Origin of the sequence: Rahnella sp. 2050 (assembly GCF_040544515.1) — a bacterium.
GTDB classification, from domain to species: Bacteria; Pseudomonadota; Gammaproteobacteria; order Enterobacterales; family Enterobacteriaceae; genus Rahnella; species Rahnella aceris.
Genome location: NZ_JBEPKE010000005.1, coordinates 213,452 through 229,405, shown reverse-complemented (window position 1 = coordinate 229,405; position 15,954 = coordinate 213,452). Strand labels below are relative to the sequence as shown.

Below are 15,954 nucleotides of genomic sequence, written 5' to 3'. Positions count from 1 at the left end.
CTCTTTCTCTGGAATTAGATTCAGGACAGCACGGAAGAAACCAGCAGCTGCGTATATGGATGATGCGGATCGTCGAGCACGCGGTCGGTTAAACCACTTTCCACCACCTGACCTTGCTTCATCACCAGCAAACGGTGTGCAAGCAGGCGGGCAACGCCGAGGTCATGGGTGACAATCACCACCGCCAGTTGCATTTCCACCACCAGTGTGCGCAGCAGATCCAGCAAACGCGCCTGAACGGACACGTCCAGGCCACCGGTCGGTTCATCCATAAACACCAGACGCGGATGCGTCACCAGATTGCGGGCGATTTGCAGACGTTGCTGCATCCCACCGGAAAACGTGGTCGGCAGGTCATCAATACGTGAAACCGGAATTTCGACATCTTCCAGCCACTGACCGGCTTTCTTGCGGATATTGCCGTAATGACGTTCACCGACCGCCATCAGACGCTCGCCGATATTGCCACCGGCAGACACCTGGCGGCGCAAGCCGTCCATCGGATGCTGATGCACCACGCCCCAGTCAGTGCGCAGCAGACGGCGGCGGTCACTTTCTGGCATGTCGTACAGCGACTGCGCAGTGGTCTGGCCGTTGTTGTAGATGACCTGTCCTTCCTGCGGCGCAAGACGGGCGGAAATCGACTGCAACAGCGTGGTTTTGCCGGAACCGGATTCGCCGACAATACCCAGCACTTCACCGGGATACAGATTGAATGACACATCGCAAAAGCCTTTACCCGGCGCATAAAGATGGGTCAGGTTATTCACCGACAGCAGCGGTTCGGCGGCGAGATTTAACGGAGTGTTCATCAGCGGTTACCCTCGTTTGAAGCCTGTTGCTCAACCTGCTGAGCACAAAAATCAGTGTCGGAGCACACGAACATGCGGTTGCCCTGATCGTCGAGCACCACTTCATCGAGATAGCTGTGGTGCGAGCCGCAAATCGCACAAGGTTCATCCCATTGCTGAACGGTGAACGGATGATCATCGAAATCCAGACTTTCGACTTTGGTGAACGGCGGCAGGGCGTAAATGCGTTTTTCGCGTCCGGCACCGAACAGCTGCAATGCGGGCATCATGTTCATTTTCGGGTTATCAAATTTCGGGATCGGCGACGGATCCATCACGTAGCGGTCATTCACTTTCACCGGATAGGCGTAAGTGGTGGCGATATGGCCGAAGCGGGCGATGTCTTCATACAGTTTCACCTGCATCACGCCGTATTCTTCCAGCGCGTGCATTTTGCGGGTTTCGGTTTCACGCGGTTCGATAAAGCGCAGAGGTTCAGGGATCGGCACCTGGAAAATCAGGATCTGATCTTCCTGCAACGGCGTTTCCGGAATACGGTGACGGGTCTGGATCAGGCTGGCTTCCACGGTTTTCCCGGTCGTTTTCACTCCCGCGACGCTCTGGAAAAATTTGCGGATCGACACGGCATTGGTGGTGTCATCCGCGCCCTGGTCGATCACCTTCAGCACATCTTTTTCGCCGATCACGCTGGCAGTGAGCTGGATCCCGCCGGTGCCCCAGCCGTAAGGCATCGGCATCTCGCGACCGGCGAACGGCACCTGATAACCGGGGATCGCCACGGCTTTGAGGATCCCACGTCGGATCATGCGTTTGGTCTGTTCGTCGAGATAACCGTGGTTGTAGCCGGTGATCGTTTGGGCTGCATTATTGTTCATTGGCGGAGTCCTGTTCTTTCGTGGCGCGCAGGCGTTTTAACAACTCCAGTTCGGCCTGGAAATCGACGTAGTGCGGCAATTTAAGATGCGAGACAAAACCGGCAGCTTCGACGTTATCGGCGTGGGACAAGACAAATTCTTCATCCTGCGCCGGACTGCTGATCTGCTCGTTGTATTCACGGGTTTGCAGTGCGCGATCCACCAGAGACATCGACATCGCTTTGCGTTCGGCGCGACCAAACACCAGCCCGTAGCCACGGGTAAAGTGCGGCGGTTTGTCTTCCGGCGCGACAAAACCGTTCACCATTTCGCATTCGGTCAGCAGGATTTCGCCGATATCAACCGCAAAACCCAGCTCTTCCGGCACGATTTCGACGGTCAGCCAGCCGGTACGGATTTCACCGGCGAACGGGTGATTGCGTCCGTAACCGCGCTGGGTGGAATAACTCAGCGACAGCAGGAAACCTTCGTCACCGCGCACCAGTTGTTGCAGGCGCGCTGCTCGGGAGGCCGGAAACACCGGCGGCGTACGGGTGATATCTTCCGGCTCCGTGCCGTCATCTTCTTCACGAACTGCCAGCTGCTGATTCGTCAGCAAATCAAACACATGGCCGCACTCTTCCGGCTGGGGTTCATCGGCTATGGGTGTGAACGGCGCTTCACCTTCGGCCAGCAGCGCGAAATCCAGCAGACGGTGGGTGTAATCGTAAGTCGGGCCGAGCACCTGTCCGCCGGGCAAGTCTTTATAAATGGCGGAAATCCGGCGTTCGAGGCGCATCGATTTTGTGTTCAGCGGCTCGCTGGTGGCCAGACGCGGCAAGGTGGTGCGGTAAGCGCGCAGCAGGAAAATGGCTTCAACCAGATCCCCGCCGGACTGCTTAATCGCCAGCGCGGCCAGTTCACGGTCGTAAATCCCGCCTTCGCTCATCACACGGTCAACGGCTAAGCCCAGTTGTTGTTCGATCTGGTCACAACCGAGTTCATTTACCCCGGTGTTGCCACGGCGCTCGTGCGCCAGCAACTGGTGAGCGGCGGCAATCGCCTTCTCACCCCCTTTAACGGCGACGTACATCAGCACACCTCCACGCGCGTGGTGCGCGGTATGGCAATCAGTTCTTCGCCGCAGGTGAACATAAAGTCCAGTCCCAGCGGGAAACGGTGAGGGCGGTTGAGCAGATAGTCGCGAACGCAATCAGGCAACAGCGGAGAAAGGGTCCGGCTGTTTTCAATACCCGGCCCGCGCAGACGCAGCGGGGTGCCGCCGGTCAGGCTGTCCAGCTGAACAATCACGCTGGTGGCCAGCTCCGGCGACATTTCATCACCGCAGGGGAAAGCCAGCAGGGTGGCGCTGTCGAGCGCCGGATCGGCCAGCGCAAAACTGACAGAGGAAGGATCATCGGTGAGCACTGCGCCGGTATGAAAGCGCAGGTTTTTACGCAGGATTTCATCGTTGAGCGAGGCGCTCAGCCACAGCGGCGTGTCGTTATCGATAAGTGTCAGCAGCACGCAGGCGCTGGCGGAACCTAAAGCACCGAAACCAGGCATGGCGGGGAGTTGCACGCTGACGCCAGGCTCGCTTAACGCTTTGAGGATACGGCGAAAACTGTACTGCGCATCGGCAACCGGATGTTGAAAACTGGCAACAAGTGACATGAGTTATTCTCCGCGAACCAGAGTAAAGAAATCGACGCGGCTGGAAGCCACCTCGCGGGCGCGTTGCTGGCGGCGTTCCTGTTGCAGCGCAGCCAGAGGCGCTATCACGCGTTTATGCAGCAGTTCATCCATGCCCTGCATTTGCAGCAGGCCGTCAATAACCGCGCACAGTTCGGCGTGCGGTTTATTGCGACCACTGACGTAGCTGTAGCCGTAGACGCCACCGTCTAACTGAATGACGGCGCGGGTGACGGTCATATCGCCCATCACAAAACGTTTGCCGGTTCCGCCCATGCGCCCCTGAAGCTGGGTCAGACCGGTTTCAGCGGCGCGGATGCGCTCAAATTGCGGGGACAAATTCAGCGGCTGCCAGTGGGCGAGCAGCTCATCGGGACGGCTGTGAGCCAGCACCGACATCCAGCGCTGGCGGGTTTGCAGGTGATCCATTCAGTGCTCCATGGTCAGTTCGATCATGTCGGCGCGCGTCAGGCTGACGGAGTATTCCGCCACCGTATCGCTGCCTTCACAAATGTTCAGGGTGCGGACACACAGCAGCGGTGCCTGCGGGACGATTTCGAGTAATTTGCTCTCTTTTGCCAGCGCGCGGCGGGCATTGATGCGGGTGGTGCGGCGGCTGAGCTTTTGCTTAATTTCTTCACGGATAAAATCGTGCAGCGAGCCGTTATGGAAATTTTGCAATGCAGGCCACCAGTCGAGATCGGGCAAATAGTGGTCAATCACACAGACCGGCACGCCGTTAACGCGGCGCAGCGTACGCAGGTGAATAATTGTGTCGCCTTCCTGACGTGACAGCGCCGCCGCGACGTGATCGGTCGCCGGACGCAGCACCGCCAGCAGACGTTCGCTGGTCGGATGGCTGCCCTGATCCAGCAGGTTCTGGCTGAACCGCGCCTGCGAATGCAGCGGATAATCGTAAGGACGCATCAGCACCAGCGTGCCAATGCCCTGCCTGCGTTGCAGCCAGCCGCGATCCACCAGTTCATCCACCGCACGGCGCAGCGTATGGCGATTTACCTGAAAACGTTCGGCAAGTTGTTGTTCCGGCGGCAGATAATCGCCGCAGCGGTAACCGTTACGCAGTTCCTGTTCCAGCTCGGCAGCGATTTGCTGATACACCCTGGCGTGACTGGTCGGATGTCTAGATAAGTTCATCACAATAAATACCTCGCGCAGTAGAAACGGGCAGTAGCAGGGGAAATTTGAAAGCGGTATGAAAGGGTCATGATGCAAACCTCAGTGTGGCGTTGGCATCATCTTGGGCGCGCTAAGTGACAATTGGGTGAAGGTCTGGTTGCAGGAAAGTGAAGAGTTGGAAGACGTCCCGCAGGAATGAAAGCGGGGGATTTACGGGCTATCAGGAGGGAATTACATTTCTCCGGCGCGGCGGATACCGAAATTTAGCAAGGCGATCTTTTGTTCTATTATATAAATTTTTGTATATTTCATTCAGGAAGGTATGATGAAAAGGATTTTCTTTGTCGACGGCAGTTTGGCGGATTTACAGCGTTTTCCCTTGCAGGCTCGTCGGGAAGCAGGGTACCAGTTACATCGGGTGCAACATGGGGAAATGCCTTTTGACTGGAAACCCATGCCGGATGTAGGGATGGGGGTGCGCGAATTACGGATTAAAGATACGGAGCGTATCTACCGGATTTTGTATATCGCCAAATTTAAAGAAGCCATTTATGTGCTGCACTGCTTTCAGAAAAAATCCCAGGCCACGAATCATCATGATCTGGAGCTGGCTAAAAAACGCTATAAATCAGAAGTAAGCCGGAGGAAAAATGATTCAGAGTTTTGACAATATCTGGGATGCCATCGAAGAAACGCCCCAGGAAGCTGAGAATATGAAAATACGCTCTAAATTAATGATGGTTCTTACTGCACATATCGAAAAGAACAAAATGACTCAGGCTCAGGCTGCGAAGTTTTTCGGAGTCACTCAGCCACGCATATCGGATCTGGTACGCGGTAAAATCTCAGTATTCAGTATTGATATGCTGGTCAACATGCTGGCGAGCGCGGATTTGCATATCACCCACATTGAAATCGGTGGGAAAGCACTGGTGTGAAAATGAAGAGTTGGAAGACGTCCCGCAGGAATGAAAGAGGGGGATTTACGGGATGAACAGTACAAATTACACTCTGGTTGTCGGATGTATTTTTAAACATTAATTACAAAAGGACTTTGTATGTCAGAAGCACTCAATCGTGAATTCAACGATTTACCTGTTACGTTAATACCCGAAACACCTGCGCAGAAATGGAGGCGTGAAAATCAAAAAGGAATTGAGGCGATAAATAAATACGTCGAAGAACATGGTTCGTTTTCTGATTATCAGCGTGCATTTTAGAAAAGTGAGGGGAATAATTTCCCCTCTGAAAGCATTAACGCAAATAATGAATCACCTGATTGCCGCTGCCGCGCCAGATAAGCGACGGGTCTTTCAGTTCCTGCACGAACTTCCCGTCGACCAGCACGTTGATTAACGCGGTGACTTCCTGCTGTTCAGCACTCAGTTCCCCGAGCGTATAACCTGTCCACATCCACACATCTTTGCCAGGGCATTCCGCCTGTACGCGCACTAACAACTGGCGCACCGCCGACAGGTTCTGCGGATGCAGCGGATCGCCGCCGGAGAGCGTCAAACCCTGACGCGGGATCACCGTGTTTTGCAGATCGGCGATGATGCGGTCTTCGTCTTCCTGCGTAAAGAGTTTGCCGGAATCCAGCCGCCAGGTGCTTTTGTTATAGCACCCGCGGCATTCGTGGACGCAGCCGGAAACGAACAGCACGCAGCGTGTTCCCGGCCCGTTCACTACGTCGATTGGATAATATTGATGGAATCTCAAAATATTAACCCAGCTGACCGTTACCCAGATGTTTTATCCGGCGCTTCACTTCTTCCTGCTTACCGGCGTTAAACGGACGCGCATCCGGGCTGCCGAGATAACCGCACACGCGGCGGGTGACCGACACGCGGGAAGGCTCGTGATTGCCACATTTCGGGCAGGTGAAGCCTTTGCTGGTGCATTCGAATTCACCGGTATAGCCGCAGTCGTAGCATTCATCGATTGGCGTATTGGTACCGTAATACGGCACGCGGGTGTAACTGTAATCCCACACGTCTTCCAGCGCTTTCAGGTTGTGCTGCAGGTTTGGGTATTCGCCGTAGCAGATGAACCCGCCGTTGCTCAGTGGCGGATACGGTGCTTCGAAATCGAGTTTTTCATACGGATTGACTTTCTTCTCGACGTCAAGATGGAAGCTGTTGGTGTAATAACCTTTATCGGTGACACCGGCCACCAGGCCGAATTCGGCTTTATCCAGACGACAGAAACGGTCGCACAGGTTTTCGCTCGGCGTGCTGTACAGGCTGAAGCCGTAACCCGTTTCGTCTTTCCAGCTGTCGGTGGCGGCTTTCAGGCGGGCGACAATCGCCACGGCTTTTTCGCGTAACTGACTGGCATCGAACACGTGGGTCTGATCGCCGAACAGCGCGTTAATGGTTTCATGCACGCCGATGTAGCCGAGTGAAATCGACGCACGACCATTTTTGAAGATGCCGGAAATATCGTCGTCGGCTTTCAGACGCACACCGCAGGCGCCTTCCATGTACAGGATCGGCGCAACGCGGGCCTTGATGCCTTCGAGACGCGCAATGCGGGTCATCAGCGCTTTTTTCGCCAGCAATAAACGCTCGTCGAGCAGTGTCCAGAACGCCGCTTCATCGCGTTTGGCTTCCAGCGCGATACGCGGCAGGTTCAGGCTGATCACACCGATATTGTTGCGGCCTTCGTGGATCATTTCGCCGTTCTCTTCGTAAACGCCCAGGAAACTGCGGCAGCCCATCGGGGTTTTGAAGGAACCGGTGACTTTCACCACCTGATCATAATTAAGAATGTCCGGATACATGCGCTTGCTGGCGCATTCGAGAGCCAGTTGCTTGATGTCGTAATTGGCATCGCCGGTTTTATGGTTCAGGCCGTCGCGGATGGCAAACACCAGTTTCGGGAAGACGGCGGTTTTGCGGTTTTTACCCAGCCCGGCAATGCGGTTACGCAAAATAGACTGCTGGATCAGGCGTGATTCCCACGACGTGCCGAGACCGAAACCGAAGGTAACAAACGGCGTCTGGCCGTTGGCGGTGTGCAGCGTATTGACTTCATATTCCAGCGACTGGAATGCGTCATAACACTCTTTCTCGGTACGGTTACGGGCGAACGCTTCGGCATCGGCAATCTGCCATTCTTCAGCGGTCTGACGATGTTTGTTGAAGCTGGCGGTAACAAACGGCGCCAGCACTTCGTCGATGCGGTTAATGGTGGTGCCGCCGTAAATGTGGCTGGCGACCTGCGCGATAATCTGTGCGGTGACGGCGGTTGCCGTTGAAATCGACTTTGGCGTGTCAATTTCGGCATTGCCCATTTTGAAACCGTGATTCAGCATGCCTTTCAGGTCGATCAACATGCAGTTAAACATCGGGAAGAACGGCGAATAATCCAGATCATGATAGTGAATTTCCCCGCGTTCATGCGCCAGCACCACGTCACGGGGTAAAATATGCTGTTTGGCGTAATGCTTGGCCACAATCCCGGCGAGTAAATCGCGCTGGGTCGGGATAACTTTGCTGTCTTTGTTGGCGTTTTCGTTGAGCAGCGCCATATTGCTTTGCTCAACCAGACCACGGATTTCCTGATTCAGGCGTCCGCGCATTTCACGTTTCACGTCGCGGTCATGGCGGTATTCAATATAGGCACGCGCCAGTTTCTTGTGCGGCCCCGCCATCAGCTGGTTTTCAACCGCATCCTGAATTTCATGGATATCGACACGCGCCTGATCTTGCAGATTCTCTGCCACAATACGGGCAACCTGCGCGCAATAACCAATGCTGTCGATACCGGCGGCTTCGGCTGCGCGTTGCACCGCTTGTTTGATCAGAACTTCATCGAAAGGGACCTGACAACCATCCCGCTTAATCACGATGGGCTGCATTTTGGTGGATTTTGCGGGTACGGTTTCCTGTCTGTCTGCCTTCACAATGATACTCCTTTTGGGCGGATCCCGCGCCCCACAAGGCTTACAGGCCGGTTGTGTGGCATTTGCGGAAAACCGCTATATATTGGGTTGGGTGTGTACTATACACACTAGATGTAGGATCTACGCGAGCGTTAATTCTCATTTTATTGACCTGAAACAAAGAATTTTTTCGGCGGAGGAATTGATGACCAAATGTAAATTCTGGCCTGAATTTTGCCTGTTGTTTTATAAGGGGATGCATACAAAATAAACGGGTCAGCCACGACTGTGACCGACCCGACAGAAGGGGAAATTCAGACTATCCGGCGAGTTGCCAGAGACATTCGTACGGACGAAGCGTGCCGGAAATGGCAGGCGAGGCGTAATTACTCAGCAGCGTGTTGCCATCTAATTCTGCCAGCGTAAGTGTCTGCTCCTGCCCGCTCAGGTTTGCCACCACGCGCAAGGTTTTGCCTGACGCCTGACGGGTATAACACCACAACTGCGGATGTTCCGGCAGCAAATCCTGATAATCGCCATCGGTCAGAACCGGCAGCGTTTTGCGCAGGCGGATCAGTTGCTGATACAGATAAAATACCGAGTCTTTATCCGCCAGTGCCTGTTCGGTATTGATGTCCTGCGCGTTGTGGCTGACGGAAATCCACGGCGTGCCGGAAGTAAATCCGGCCTGTTCCCCGGCATTCCACTGCATCGGCGTACGTGAGTTGTCCCGCGATTTCTTCGCCAGAATGCGCAACAGTTCTTCGTTGCTGCGCCCGTCAGTTTTCAGTTCGGCAAACATATTCAGGCTTTCCACATCGCGATATTGTTCGAGATGTTCAAAGCCCGGATTGGTCATGCCGATTTCCTCGCCCTGATAAATATACGGCGTACCCTGCAGGCCGTGCAGCACCATTGCCAGCATTTTGGCAGATGTCGCGCGCAGCGCGCCTTCATCGCCAAAGCGCGACACAATGCGCGGCTGATCGTGATTACACCAGAACAGCGCATTCCAGGCGTGACCGTGCATTCCCTGCTGCCACTCGCGGAAAATCTGCTTGAGCTGCACGAAATCCGGCGGTGCATCGGCCCATTTTTCACCGTTCGGATAATCGACTTTCAGGTGATGGAAGTTAAAGGTCATCGACAGTTCGCTGCCGTCATTGGCGGCGTAGCGGCGACAATGCTCCAGCTTTGTTGAAGACATTTCGCCGACGGTCATCAGCCCCAGCGGCTTAAATACGTCACGGCTGAATTCCTGTAAGAACTCATGAATACGCGGACCGTCAGTGTAAAAGCGCCGGCCATCACCGGCATCGTCGGTCGGGAAATCCTGTTGTTTCGACACCAGATTGATCACGTCCAGACGCAGTCCGTCGACGCCCTTATCCGCCCAGAACTGGCAGACTTTTTTCAGCGCCTCGCGCACCGGCGGGTATTCCCAGTTCAGATCGGCCTGCTCGGTGGCGAACAGATGCAGGTAATACTGGCCGCTGGTTTCGTGCCATTGCCAGGCACCGCCACCGAATTTGGATCGCCAGTTATTCGGCGGTCCGCCCTCCGTTGCCCCATCACGCCAGATATAGAAAGGCCGGAACGGGCTGCCCGCATCCTGCGACTGGCGGAACCACTCGTGATGCGTCGAGGTATGATTAAACACCATATCCATCACGATGCGGATCCCACGCTGATGCGCTTCTGCAGTCAGCCGTTCAAAGTCTTCGAGCGTGCCGTAAGCCGGGTCAATCTCGCAGTAATCGGCCACGTCGTAGCCGTTATCAATCTGCGGCGACAGGTACAGCGGTGTCAGCCATATCGCATCAACGCCAAGGGTTTTCAGGTAATCCAGACGCTGTGTGATGCCGTTGATATCACCGGTGCCGCTGCCCGTGGTGTCCTGAAAACTCTTGGGATAAATCTGGTAAATCACGCCGTTTTTCCACCACGGCAATTCGCTGTTCATTCCATTTTCCTTCTTGAATGTCTTACACCACTGCCAGTTCACCCCGGCGGGCTTTCCGCTGATAAACCAGCACGGTCAGGATAATCGGCACCACGATCGCCACCAGCATGGCCAGTGCGTAAATACTCCAGAACTGCGGTTTGATGGACAAAATACCCGGTAAGCCGCCGACGCCGATGCCGTTGGCCGTGACGTGGAACAGGCCGCAAATCAGGCCGGCACCGGCCGAGCCAATCATTGCGCACAGCATCGGGAAGCGGTATTTCAGGTTGATGCCGTACATCGCCGGTTCGGTTACGCCGAGGAACGCGGATATCGCTGCGGGCACGGAGATCTCGCGCTCATTATGTTTGCGGCTGACGATAATCACGCCGACGACCGCAGCGGCTTGCGCAATATTGGACAGGGCGATCAGCGGCCACACCGGGGTTCCGCCGGTGCTTTGCACCATCTGCATGTCGATGGCAAGGGTGGTCTGATGCACGCCGGTGATGACCAGTGGCGCATAGAGGAAACCAAACAGCGCGGCACCGATGGGTGCGAGGCTGCCGGTCATGATGAATTTCACCGCGAAAGCCACGCCGTCGCCCACCATGCGGCCAAACGGCCCGATCAGCGTGTGCGCCAGGAATACGGCAATAATCAGCGAGCTGACGGGCACAATCACCAGATACAGATAATTAGGCACGATGCGTTTCAGGCCATTTTCGATCATCGCCAGCGCCATACCGGCGAGAACGGAAGGAATAACCTGCGCCTGATAACCGACCTTTTCGATGGTGAACCAGCCGAAATTCCACACTTCAGGGATTTGCTGCCCGAGGTTGTAGGAGTTCATCAGTTGCGGCGATACCAGCGTTATGCCAAGCACAATCCCGAGGATTTCGGTGCCGCCCATTTTTCTGACCGTCGACCAGCACACCGCCACCGGCAGGAACATAAACACGGCTTCGCCAAGCAGCCAGAGGAAGTCGTAAATGGATTGCCACAGCGGGTGCATCTGCGCCAGCGTCTGGCCGCCGCTCATCGGAATTTCGCCGATAACATTGCGGAAACCGAGAATTAAACCGCCGCTGATCAGCGCCGGTAACAGCGGGAAAAAGATTTCCGCAAAGTGAGAAATGCTGCGCTCAAACCAGCTCATATTCTGGCGGGCGGCAACTTTTGCCTGTTCTTTTCCGGCCGCACTTTTACCGGTGCTGGCGATCAGAACTTTGTAGTAATCATCCACTTCCGGCCCGATAACCACCTGGAACTGACCGGCGTTGGTGAAGCAGCCTTTGACCATCGGCAGGGCTTCGAGACCTTTCGGGTCGGCTTTGGACGGGTCATTGAGGACAAAACGAAGACGCGTAATGCAGTGAGTCACCATCGCGATATTGTCGCTGCCGCCAACGAGGGCGATCAGCTGATCAACATCCTGTTGCTTAACTTTGCTCATGGGAAGTGGCCTGTGATTTTGCGTAAGAGTGTAGGGTACGGTTCAAGCATAGCGAAGGCGGTGGGAACTTGTCCGGGAACGTTCCCGGTTTTGCCGGGACGATCACAAAGTTTTTACTTTTTAGAAAGGCAAAGGTCAGAAAGGCGGGGGATTCAGAAAGCAAGCTTTCCGGGGATAATCAGCTGCCGCACCGTGGTGGAACCGCTGAGCTGCGCCAGTAATTGTTTGGCCGCTGCTTCGCCGCCCGCGCCATAGCCGAGTTCTACTGAATACGATTCCGGGAACAGGAAATGCAGGAGCGGGTTGTTGCCGATACCGCATACCTGCACGCCACGGATTTGCTGCTGTTGCAGGTATTTTTGTGCGCCGATGGCAATGGTGTCGGACGCGCAGACGACGGCCTGAATATTATTTTTCAGCAACTGCGGGATCAGGTCGAAGCCGCTCTGATAGGTCAGTTCGCCCAGCGCAATGTGCGGTGTCAGGCCATGCTCTTTACAAAAAGTCCGAAAGGCCGCGCTGCGGCGCTGGCCGGTGGTGGTGTCCTGCGGCGAAACACCGATAAAGCCAATCTCCCGTATGTTCTGCGCCAGCAGTTTTTGCATCAGCAACTGCACCGCACCCGCATCGTCATAACACACCGAAGATAGCCCCGGCATATCGCGTGCCAGCACCACCATTTTATCCTGCCAGGGCGTCAGCATTTGGGCTGAAAGTCCGGTGAAACCAAACAGCACAATGCCATCGATATTGCGCTGTTTCAGCACCTGCAAATGCTCTTTCACGCGCTCTGCGCTGAACTGACTTTCCAGCACAATCGGGTCATACCCTTGCTGATAAAACAGCGGCAACATGGCGCGTACGGCCAGATTTTCCGAAGGAGAGTCGAGACGCGACACGATAATCGCCACAATTTTGTCGCTGAACCCGCGCATGGCCCGCGCCGATTTCGACGGACTGAAATGCTGTTGTTCAATCACCTGCAACACCCGTTCACGGGTTTGCGGGCTGACGTTGCCTTCGTTATTCAAAACGCGGGAAACCGTGGATTTTCCGACACCGCTCAGGCGGGCAATATCATTAATGGTCAGGCGATTTTGCTGGGTCATGTTTTAAGGTGAATGAGGGTCAGGTTTAAAATTGGTTGTAGTTAACCGGCGTATACTGCGCTCGCCGGAGATGATGTACGCGTCATCCCGTGCCGTTACCCTAACGGATTTTTATACCCGATGCGTATGAATTTCCAAACCGTTCCTTACCGGAGGTGAAAACCCATGGAACCCGACCCCAATTCTGTAGGTCCGTTGTGATCCGGTAAGCACCCGCATTTTTGCCGCTGCTTGCCGTGACTTTACCTGGCAGGCAGTGGCGCACGTCTTTTCGTTCGCCCTGTTTTTAACAACCCTTTTGCCATGCTCATGGCGGCTTCGCCGTGGGCGCAACAAAGGTGCGAATGATGTTCAAAAATTTCACTTCCCGGCTGCTCAGTGCGCTCAGCCGTAATTTACCGCGCCGCTTAGTCCGCCGCGATCCGATGCTGGAAAACGTATCTGCCCGTGCAGTGCAGGCCATCCCTGCCGCTATGTCGGCGCATTGTCAGGCCTGTGCCCGCGCCACCGAAGACCAGCTTTACCTGCAATTTTCCAGTCATCCGGAAGGGCTGACTGCGCAGGAAGCCGATGCAATTCGCGAAGTTTCCGGCCTGAATCAGACCGGCGATCAGCAACCGGCACCCTGGTGGCTGCATCTGTGGCACTGCTACCGCAATCCGTTCAATCTGCTGCTGACCGTGCTCGGGCTGGTGTCTTACGCCACCGACGATTTAACGGCAGCGCTGGTGATTGGCGCGATGGTGTTTATTTCTACTTTCATGCATTTCATTCAGGAGGCGCGTTCCAATAAAGCCGCCGATGCGCTGAAAGCGATGGTCAGCAACACCGCGACCGTGCTGCGCAGTGACGCGCAAACCGGACGCAGCGAAACAGTGGAAATCCCGATCAGCCAACTGGTGCCGGGTGACCTGATCAAATTGTCAGCGGGCGATATGATCCCGGCAGACCTGCGCATTCTTTCGGCCAAGGATTTGTTTATCAGCCAGGCGGCGCTGACCGGTGAATCCCTGCCGGTGGAAAAACACGCCTGCGAGAAAAAACCGGTTGCGGCTGATCCGCTTGAACTGAACACCCTGTGTTTTATGGGCACCAACGTGGTGAGCGGCACGGCGATTGCGATGGTGATCGCCACCGGCAGCAAAACCTGGTTCGGTCAGCTTGCCGAACGTGTGGTACAGGAAGATACACAGCCAAACGCGTTCCAGGCCGGGATCAGCAAAGTCAGCTGGCTGCTGATCCGCTTTATGATGGTAATGACACCTGTGGTGCTGGTGATCAACGGTTACACCAAAGGCGACTGGTGGGAAGCCGCACTGTTTGCGCTCTCCGTGGCGGTCGGGTTGACGCCGGAAATGCTGCCGATGATTGTGACTTCCACGCTGGCCAAAGGCGCGGTAAAACTCTCCCGCCAGAAGGTGATCGTCAAACGTCTGGATGCGATACAGAACTTCGGCGCAATGGATATCCTCTGCACGGATAAAACCGGCACGCTGACGCAGGATAAAATCGTGCTCGAGCGCCACACTGATGTGCTGGGCGTGACCAGTGATGAGGTGCTGCATCTGGCGTGGCTGAACAGCCATTATCAAACCGGCCTGAAAAACCTGCTGGATGTTGCGGTGCTGGAAGCAGGCGATGCCGGTCCGGCGCATAACTCGCTGAAAGTGGATGAAATTCCGTTTGATTTCGACCGTCGCCGTATGTCTGTCGTCGTCGCCGAAAACGACCAGAATCACCGCCTGATTTGCAAAGGCGCGCTGGAAGAAATGCTGTCGATTTGTACGCTGGTGCAGCTCAACGGTGAGATTGTGCCGCTGACCGATGTGCTGCTGGCGCGTATCCGCCGCATTACTGACGATCTCAATCAGCAGGGGCTGCGCGTGGTAGCCGTGGCGCATAAAGTGATGCCATCGCGCCCGCAGGGCTACGGCGTGACCGATGAGTCCGGCCTGATCCTGGCCGGGTATATCGCATTCCTCGATCCGCCAAAAGAAAGCACCGCACCGGCGCTGGATGCACTGCAACGCAAAGGCGTGACGGTGAAAATCCTCACCGGCGACAATCCGCTGGTGGCGCGTAAAGTCTGCAAAGATGTGGGATTACAGGCCGATAACGTCGTGATCGGCAGCGATATCGATGCGCTTGACGATGTGCAACTGCTGAACGTCGCCCGCGAAACCACGGTATTTGCCAAACTGACACCGATGCACAAAGAACGCATTGTGCGCGTACTGCGCGGCGAAGGGCATGTGGTTGGATTTATGGGCGACGGCATCAACGACGCGCCTGCGCTGCGTGCGGCGGACATTGGGATTTCCGTGGATTCTGCGGTGGATATCGCCAAAGAAGCGGCCGATATTATTCTGCTGGAAAAAAGCCTGATGGTGCTGGAGCAGGGCGTGACGGAAGGGCGCAGAACTTTCGCCAACATGCTGAAATACATCAAAATGACTGCCAGTTCCAACTTTGGTAACGTGTTCAGCGTGCTGGTCGCCAGCGCCTTTTTGCCGTTCCTGCCAATGTTGCCGCTGCATCTGCTGATTCAGAACCTGATTTACGATGTGTCTCAGGTGGCGATCCCGTTTGATAACGTAGATGAAGAGCAACTGGCGAAACCGCAGCGCTGGAACGCCGGGGATATTGGCCGTTTTATGGTGTTCTTCGGGCCGATCAGTTCCGTCTTCGACATTCTGACTTTCAGCCTGATGTGGTGGGTGTTTAAAGCCAATACGGTGGAGGCGCAGACGTTGTTCCAGTCCGGCTGGTTCATTGAAGGGCTGCTGTCGCAGACGCTGATCGTGCACATGATCCGCACCCGCAAAGTGCCGTTTATTCAGAGCCGCGCGTCCTGGCCGCTGTGCATCATGACGCTGATGGTGGTGATCACCGGTATTTCACTGATCTACTCGCCGGTTGCCGGATTCCTGCAATTGCAGGCATTGCCGCTGAGCTACTTCCCGTGGCTGATCGCGATTCTGGCGGGCTACATGGTGCTGACGCAGTGCGTGAAAGGCTGGTTCGTGCGCCGTTACGGCTGGCAGTAATCTTTAAAATTCT

15 protein-coding genes are annotated in these 15,954 nt (G+C 55.3%); 4 read left to right on the top strand and 11 right to left on the bottom strand.

Translation table 11 applies throughout. The features are described from left to right. Positions 1–20: 20 nt before the first annotated feature. Genes phnK through phnF form a run of 6 tightly spaced genes read right to left on the bottom strand, consistent with a single transcriptional unit; the run spans position 21 to position 4,513 of the window. Positions 21–812 carry a phosphonate C-P lyase system protein PhnK gene (gene phnK / locus ABIC79_RS19095; RefSeq protein WP_112152052.1) on the bottom strand — a complete coding sequence of 264 codons (792 nt, stop codon included), beginning with the start codon at positions 810–812 and terminating at the stop codon, positions 21–23. After that, positions 812–1,687, bottom strand: a complete 876-nt coding sequence (locus ABIC79_RS19090; RefSeq protein ID WP_013573843.1) for an alpha-D-ribose 1-methylphosphonate 5-phosphate C-P-lyase PhnJ — start codon at positions 1,685–1,687, stop codon at positions 812–814. Before ABIC79_RS19090 ends, phnK begins: the two co-directional genes overlap by 1 nt. Continuing rightward, positions 1,677–2,759, bottom strand: a complete 1,083-nt coding sequence (locus ABIC79_RS19085) for a carbon-phosphorus lyase complex subunit (protein ID WP_013573844.1) — start codon at positions 2,757–2,759, stop codon at positions 1,677–1,679. The genes ABIC79_RS19090 and ABIC79_RS19085 overlap by 11 nt, the downstream gene beginning before the upstream one ends. Beyond that, entirely contained in the window at positions 2,759–3,340 is a 582-nt protein-coding gene (phnH, locus tag ABIC79_RS19080; protein ID WP_037034216.1) for a phosphonate C-P lyase system protein PhnH, read from the bottom strand. The genes ABIC79_RS19085 and phnH overlap by 1 nt, the downstream gene beginning before the upstream one ends. A gap of 3 nt (positions 3,341–3,343) precedes the next feature. After that, positions 3,344–3,787, bottom strand: coding sequence for a phosphonate C-P lyase system protein PhnG (phnG, locus tag ABIC79_RS19075; RefSeq protein ID WP_013573846.1), 444 nt, complete (start codon positions 3,785–3,787; stop codon positions 3,344–3,346). Continuing rightward, on the bottom strand, positions 3,788–4,513 hold the full coding sequence (gene phnF / locus ABIC79_RS19070; protein ID WP_013573847.1) for a phosphonate metabolism transcriptional regulator PhnF: 726 nt from the start codon (positions 4,511–4,513) through the stop codon (positions 3,788–3,790). A gap of 304 nt (positions 4,514–4,817) precedes the next feature. Here phnF and ABIC79_RS19065 point away from each other — a divergent pair, with 304 nt between their 5' ends. The 3 genes from ABIC79_RS19065 (at position 4,818) to ABIC79_RS19055 (ending at position 5,715) form a co-directional block, all read left to right on the top strand. Continuing rightward, positions 4,818–5,162: a type II toxin-antitoxin system RelE/ParE family toxin gene (locus ABIC79_RS19065; RefSeq protein ID WP_354568176.1), complete on the top strand. Its 345-nt coding sequence runs from the start codon at positions 4,818–4,820 to the stop codon at positions 5,160–5,162. After that, entirely contained in the window at positions 5,146–5,433 is a 288-nt protein-coding gene (locus ABIC79_RS19060; RefSeq protein ID WP_013573849.1) for a helix-turn-helix domain-containing protein, read from the top strand. Before ABIC79_RS19065 ends, ABIC79_RS19060 begins: the two co-directional genes overlap by 17 nt. A 120-nt stretch (positions 5,434–5,553) precedes the next feature. Next, positions 5,554–5,715: a type II toxin-antitoxin system CcdA family antitoxin gene (locus ABIC79_RS19055; protein ID WP_112152055.1), complete on the top strand. Its 162-nt coding sequence runs from the start codon at positions 5,554–5,556 to the stop codon at positions 5,713–5,715. Between the two features lie 34 nt (positions 5,716–5,749). On the opposite strand, the gene nrdG is transcribed toward ABIC79_RS19055, so the two are convergent. The 5 genes from nrdG to treR form a co-directional block, all read right to left on the bottom strand. Continuing rightward, positions 5,750–6,214 carry an anaerobic ribonucleoside-triphosphate reductase-activating protein gene (gene nrdG, locus ABIC79_RS19050; RefSeq protein ID WP_013573851.1) on the bottom strand — a complete coding sequence of 155 codons (465 nt, stop codon included), beginning with the start codon at positions 6,212–6,214 and terminating at the stop codon, positions 5,750–5,752. A 4-nt stretch (positions 6,215–6,218) separates the two neighbouring features. Then, the gene (nrdD, locus tag ABIC79_RS19045; RefSeq protein WP_354568248.1) at positions 6,219–8,357 is read right to left on the bottom strand and encodes an anaerobic ribonucleoside-triphosphate reductase; all 2,139 of its coding nucleotides are present in this window, start codon (positions 8,355–8,357) and stop codon (positions 6,219–6,221) included. Positions 8,358–8,700: 343 nt separating this feature from the next. Then, positions 8,701–10,344: an alpha,alpha-phosphotrehalase gene (gene treC, locus ABIC79_RS19040; protein ID WP_119261173.1), complete on the bottom strand. Its 1,644-nt coding sequence runs from the start codon at positions 10,342–10,344 to the stop codon at positions 8,701–8,703. A gap of 22 nt (positions 10,345–10,366) precedes the next feature. After that, the gene (gene treB, locus ABIC79_RS19035) at positions 10,367–11,785 is read right to left on the bottom strand and encodes a PTS trehalose transporter subunit IIBC (RefSeq protein WP_013573854.1); all 1,419 of its coding nucleotides are present in this window, start codon (positions 11,783–11,785) and stop codon (positions 10,367–10,369) included. Between the two features lie 152 nt (positions 11,786–11,937). Further along, the gene (gene treR / locus ABIC79_RS19030) at positions 11,938–12,894 is read right to left on the bottom strand and encodes a trehalose operon repressor TreR (protein ID WP_013573855.1); all 957 of its coding nucleotides are present in this window, start codon (positions 12,892–12,894) and stop codon (positions 11,938–11,940) included. A gap of 344 nt (positions 12,895–13,238) precedes the next feature. Here treR and mgtA point away from each other — a divergent pair, with 344 nt between their 5' ends. Next, the gene (gene mgtA / locus ABIC79_RS19025) at positions 13,239–15,941 is read left to right on the top strand and encodes a magnesium-translocating P-type ATPase (protein ID WP_241916750.1); all 2,703 of its coding nucleotides are present in this window, start codon (positions 13,239–13,241) and stop codon (positions 15,939–15,941) included. Positions 15,942–15,954: the final 13 nt, after the last annotated feature.

Coding starts and splice junctions, on each gene's coding strand:
- phnH (WP_037034216.1), bottom strand. CDS start 3,340: ATGTCACTTGTTGCCAGTTTTCAACATCCGGTTGCCGATGCGCAGTAC.
- phnG (WP_013573846.1), bottom strand. CDS start 3,787: ATGGATCACCTGCAAACCCGCCAGCGCTGGATGTCGGTGCTGGCTCAC.
- ABIC79_RS19065 (WP_354568176.1), top strand. CDS start 4,818: ATGATGAAAAGGATTTTCTTTGTCGACGGCAGTTTGGCGGATTTACAG.
- ABIC79_RS19055 (WP_112152055.1), top strand. CDS start 5,554: ATGTCAGAAGCACTCAATCGTGAATTCAACGATTTACCTGTTACGTTA.
- ABIC79_RS19090 (WP_013573843.1), bottom strand. CDS start 1,687: ATGAACAATAATGCAGCCCAAACGATCACCGGCTACAACCACGGTTAT.
- treC (WP_119261173.1), bottom strand. CDS start 10,344: ATGAACAGCGAATTGCCGTGGTGGAAAAACGGCGTGATTTACCAGATT.
- ABIC79_RS19060 (WP_013573849.1), top strand. CDS start 5,146: ATGATTCAGAGTTTTGACAATATCTGGGATGCCATCGAAGAAACGCCC.
- treB (WP_013573854.1), bottom strand. CDS start 11,785: ATGAGCAAAGTTAAGCAACAGGATGTTGATCAGCTGATCGCCCTCGTT.
- phnK (WP_112152052.1), bottom strand. CDS start 812: ATGAACACTCCGTTAAATCTCGCCGCCGAACCGCTGCTGTCGGTGAAT.
- phnF (WP_013573847.1), bottom strand. CDS start 4,513: ATGAACTTATCTAGACATCCGACCAGTCACGCCAGGGTGTATCAGCAA.
- mgtA (WP_241916750.1), top strand. CDS start 13,239: ATGATGTTCAAAAATTTCACTTCCCGGCTGCTCAGTGCGCTCAGCCGT.
- treR (WP_013573855.1), bottom strand. CDS start 12,894: ATGACCCAGCAAAATCGCCTGACCATTAATGATATTGCCCGCCTGAGC.
- ABIC79_RS19085 (WP_013573844.1), bottom strand. CDS start 2,759: ATGTACGTCGCCGTTAAAGGGGGTGAGAAGGCGATTGCCGCCGCTCAC.
- nrdD (WP_354568248.1), bottom strand. CDS start 8,357: ATGCAGCCCATCGTGATTAAGCGGGATGGTTGTCAGGTCCCTTTCGAT.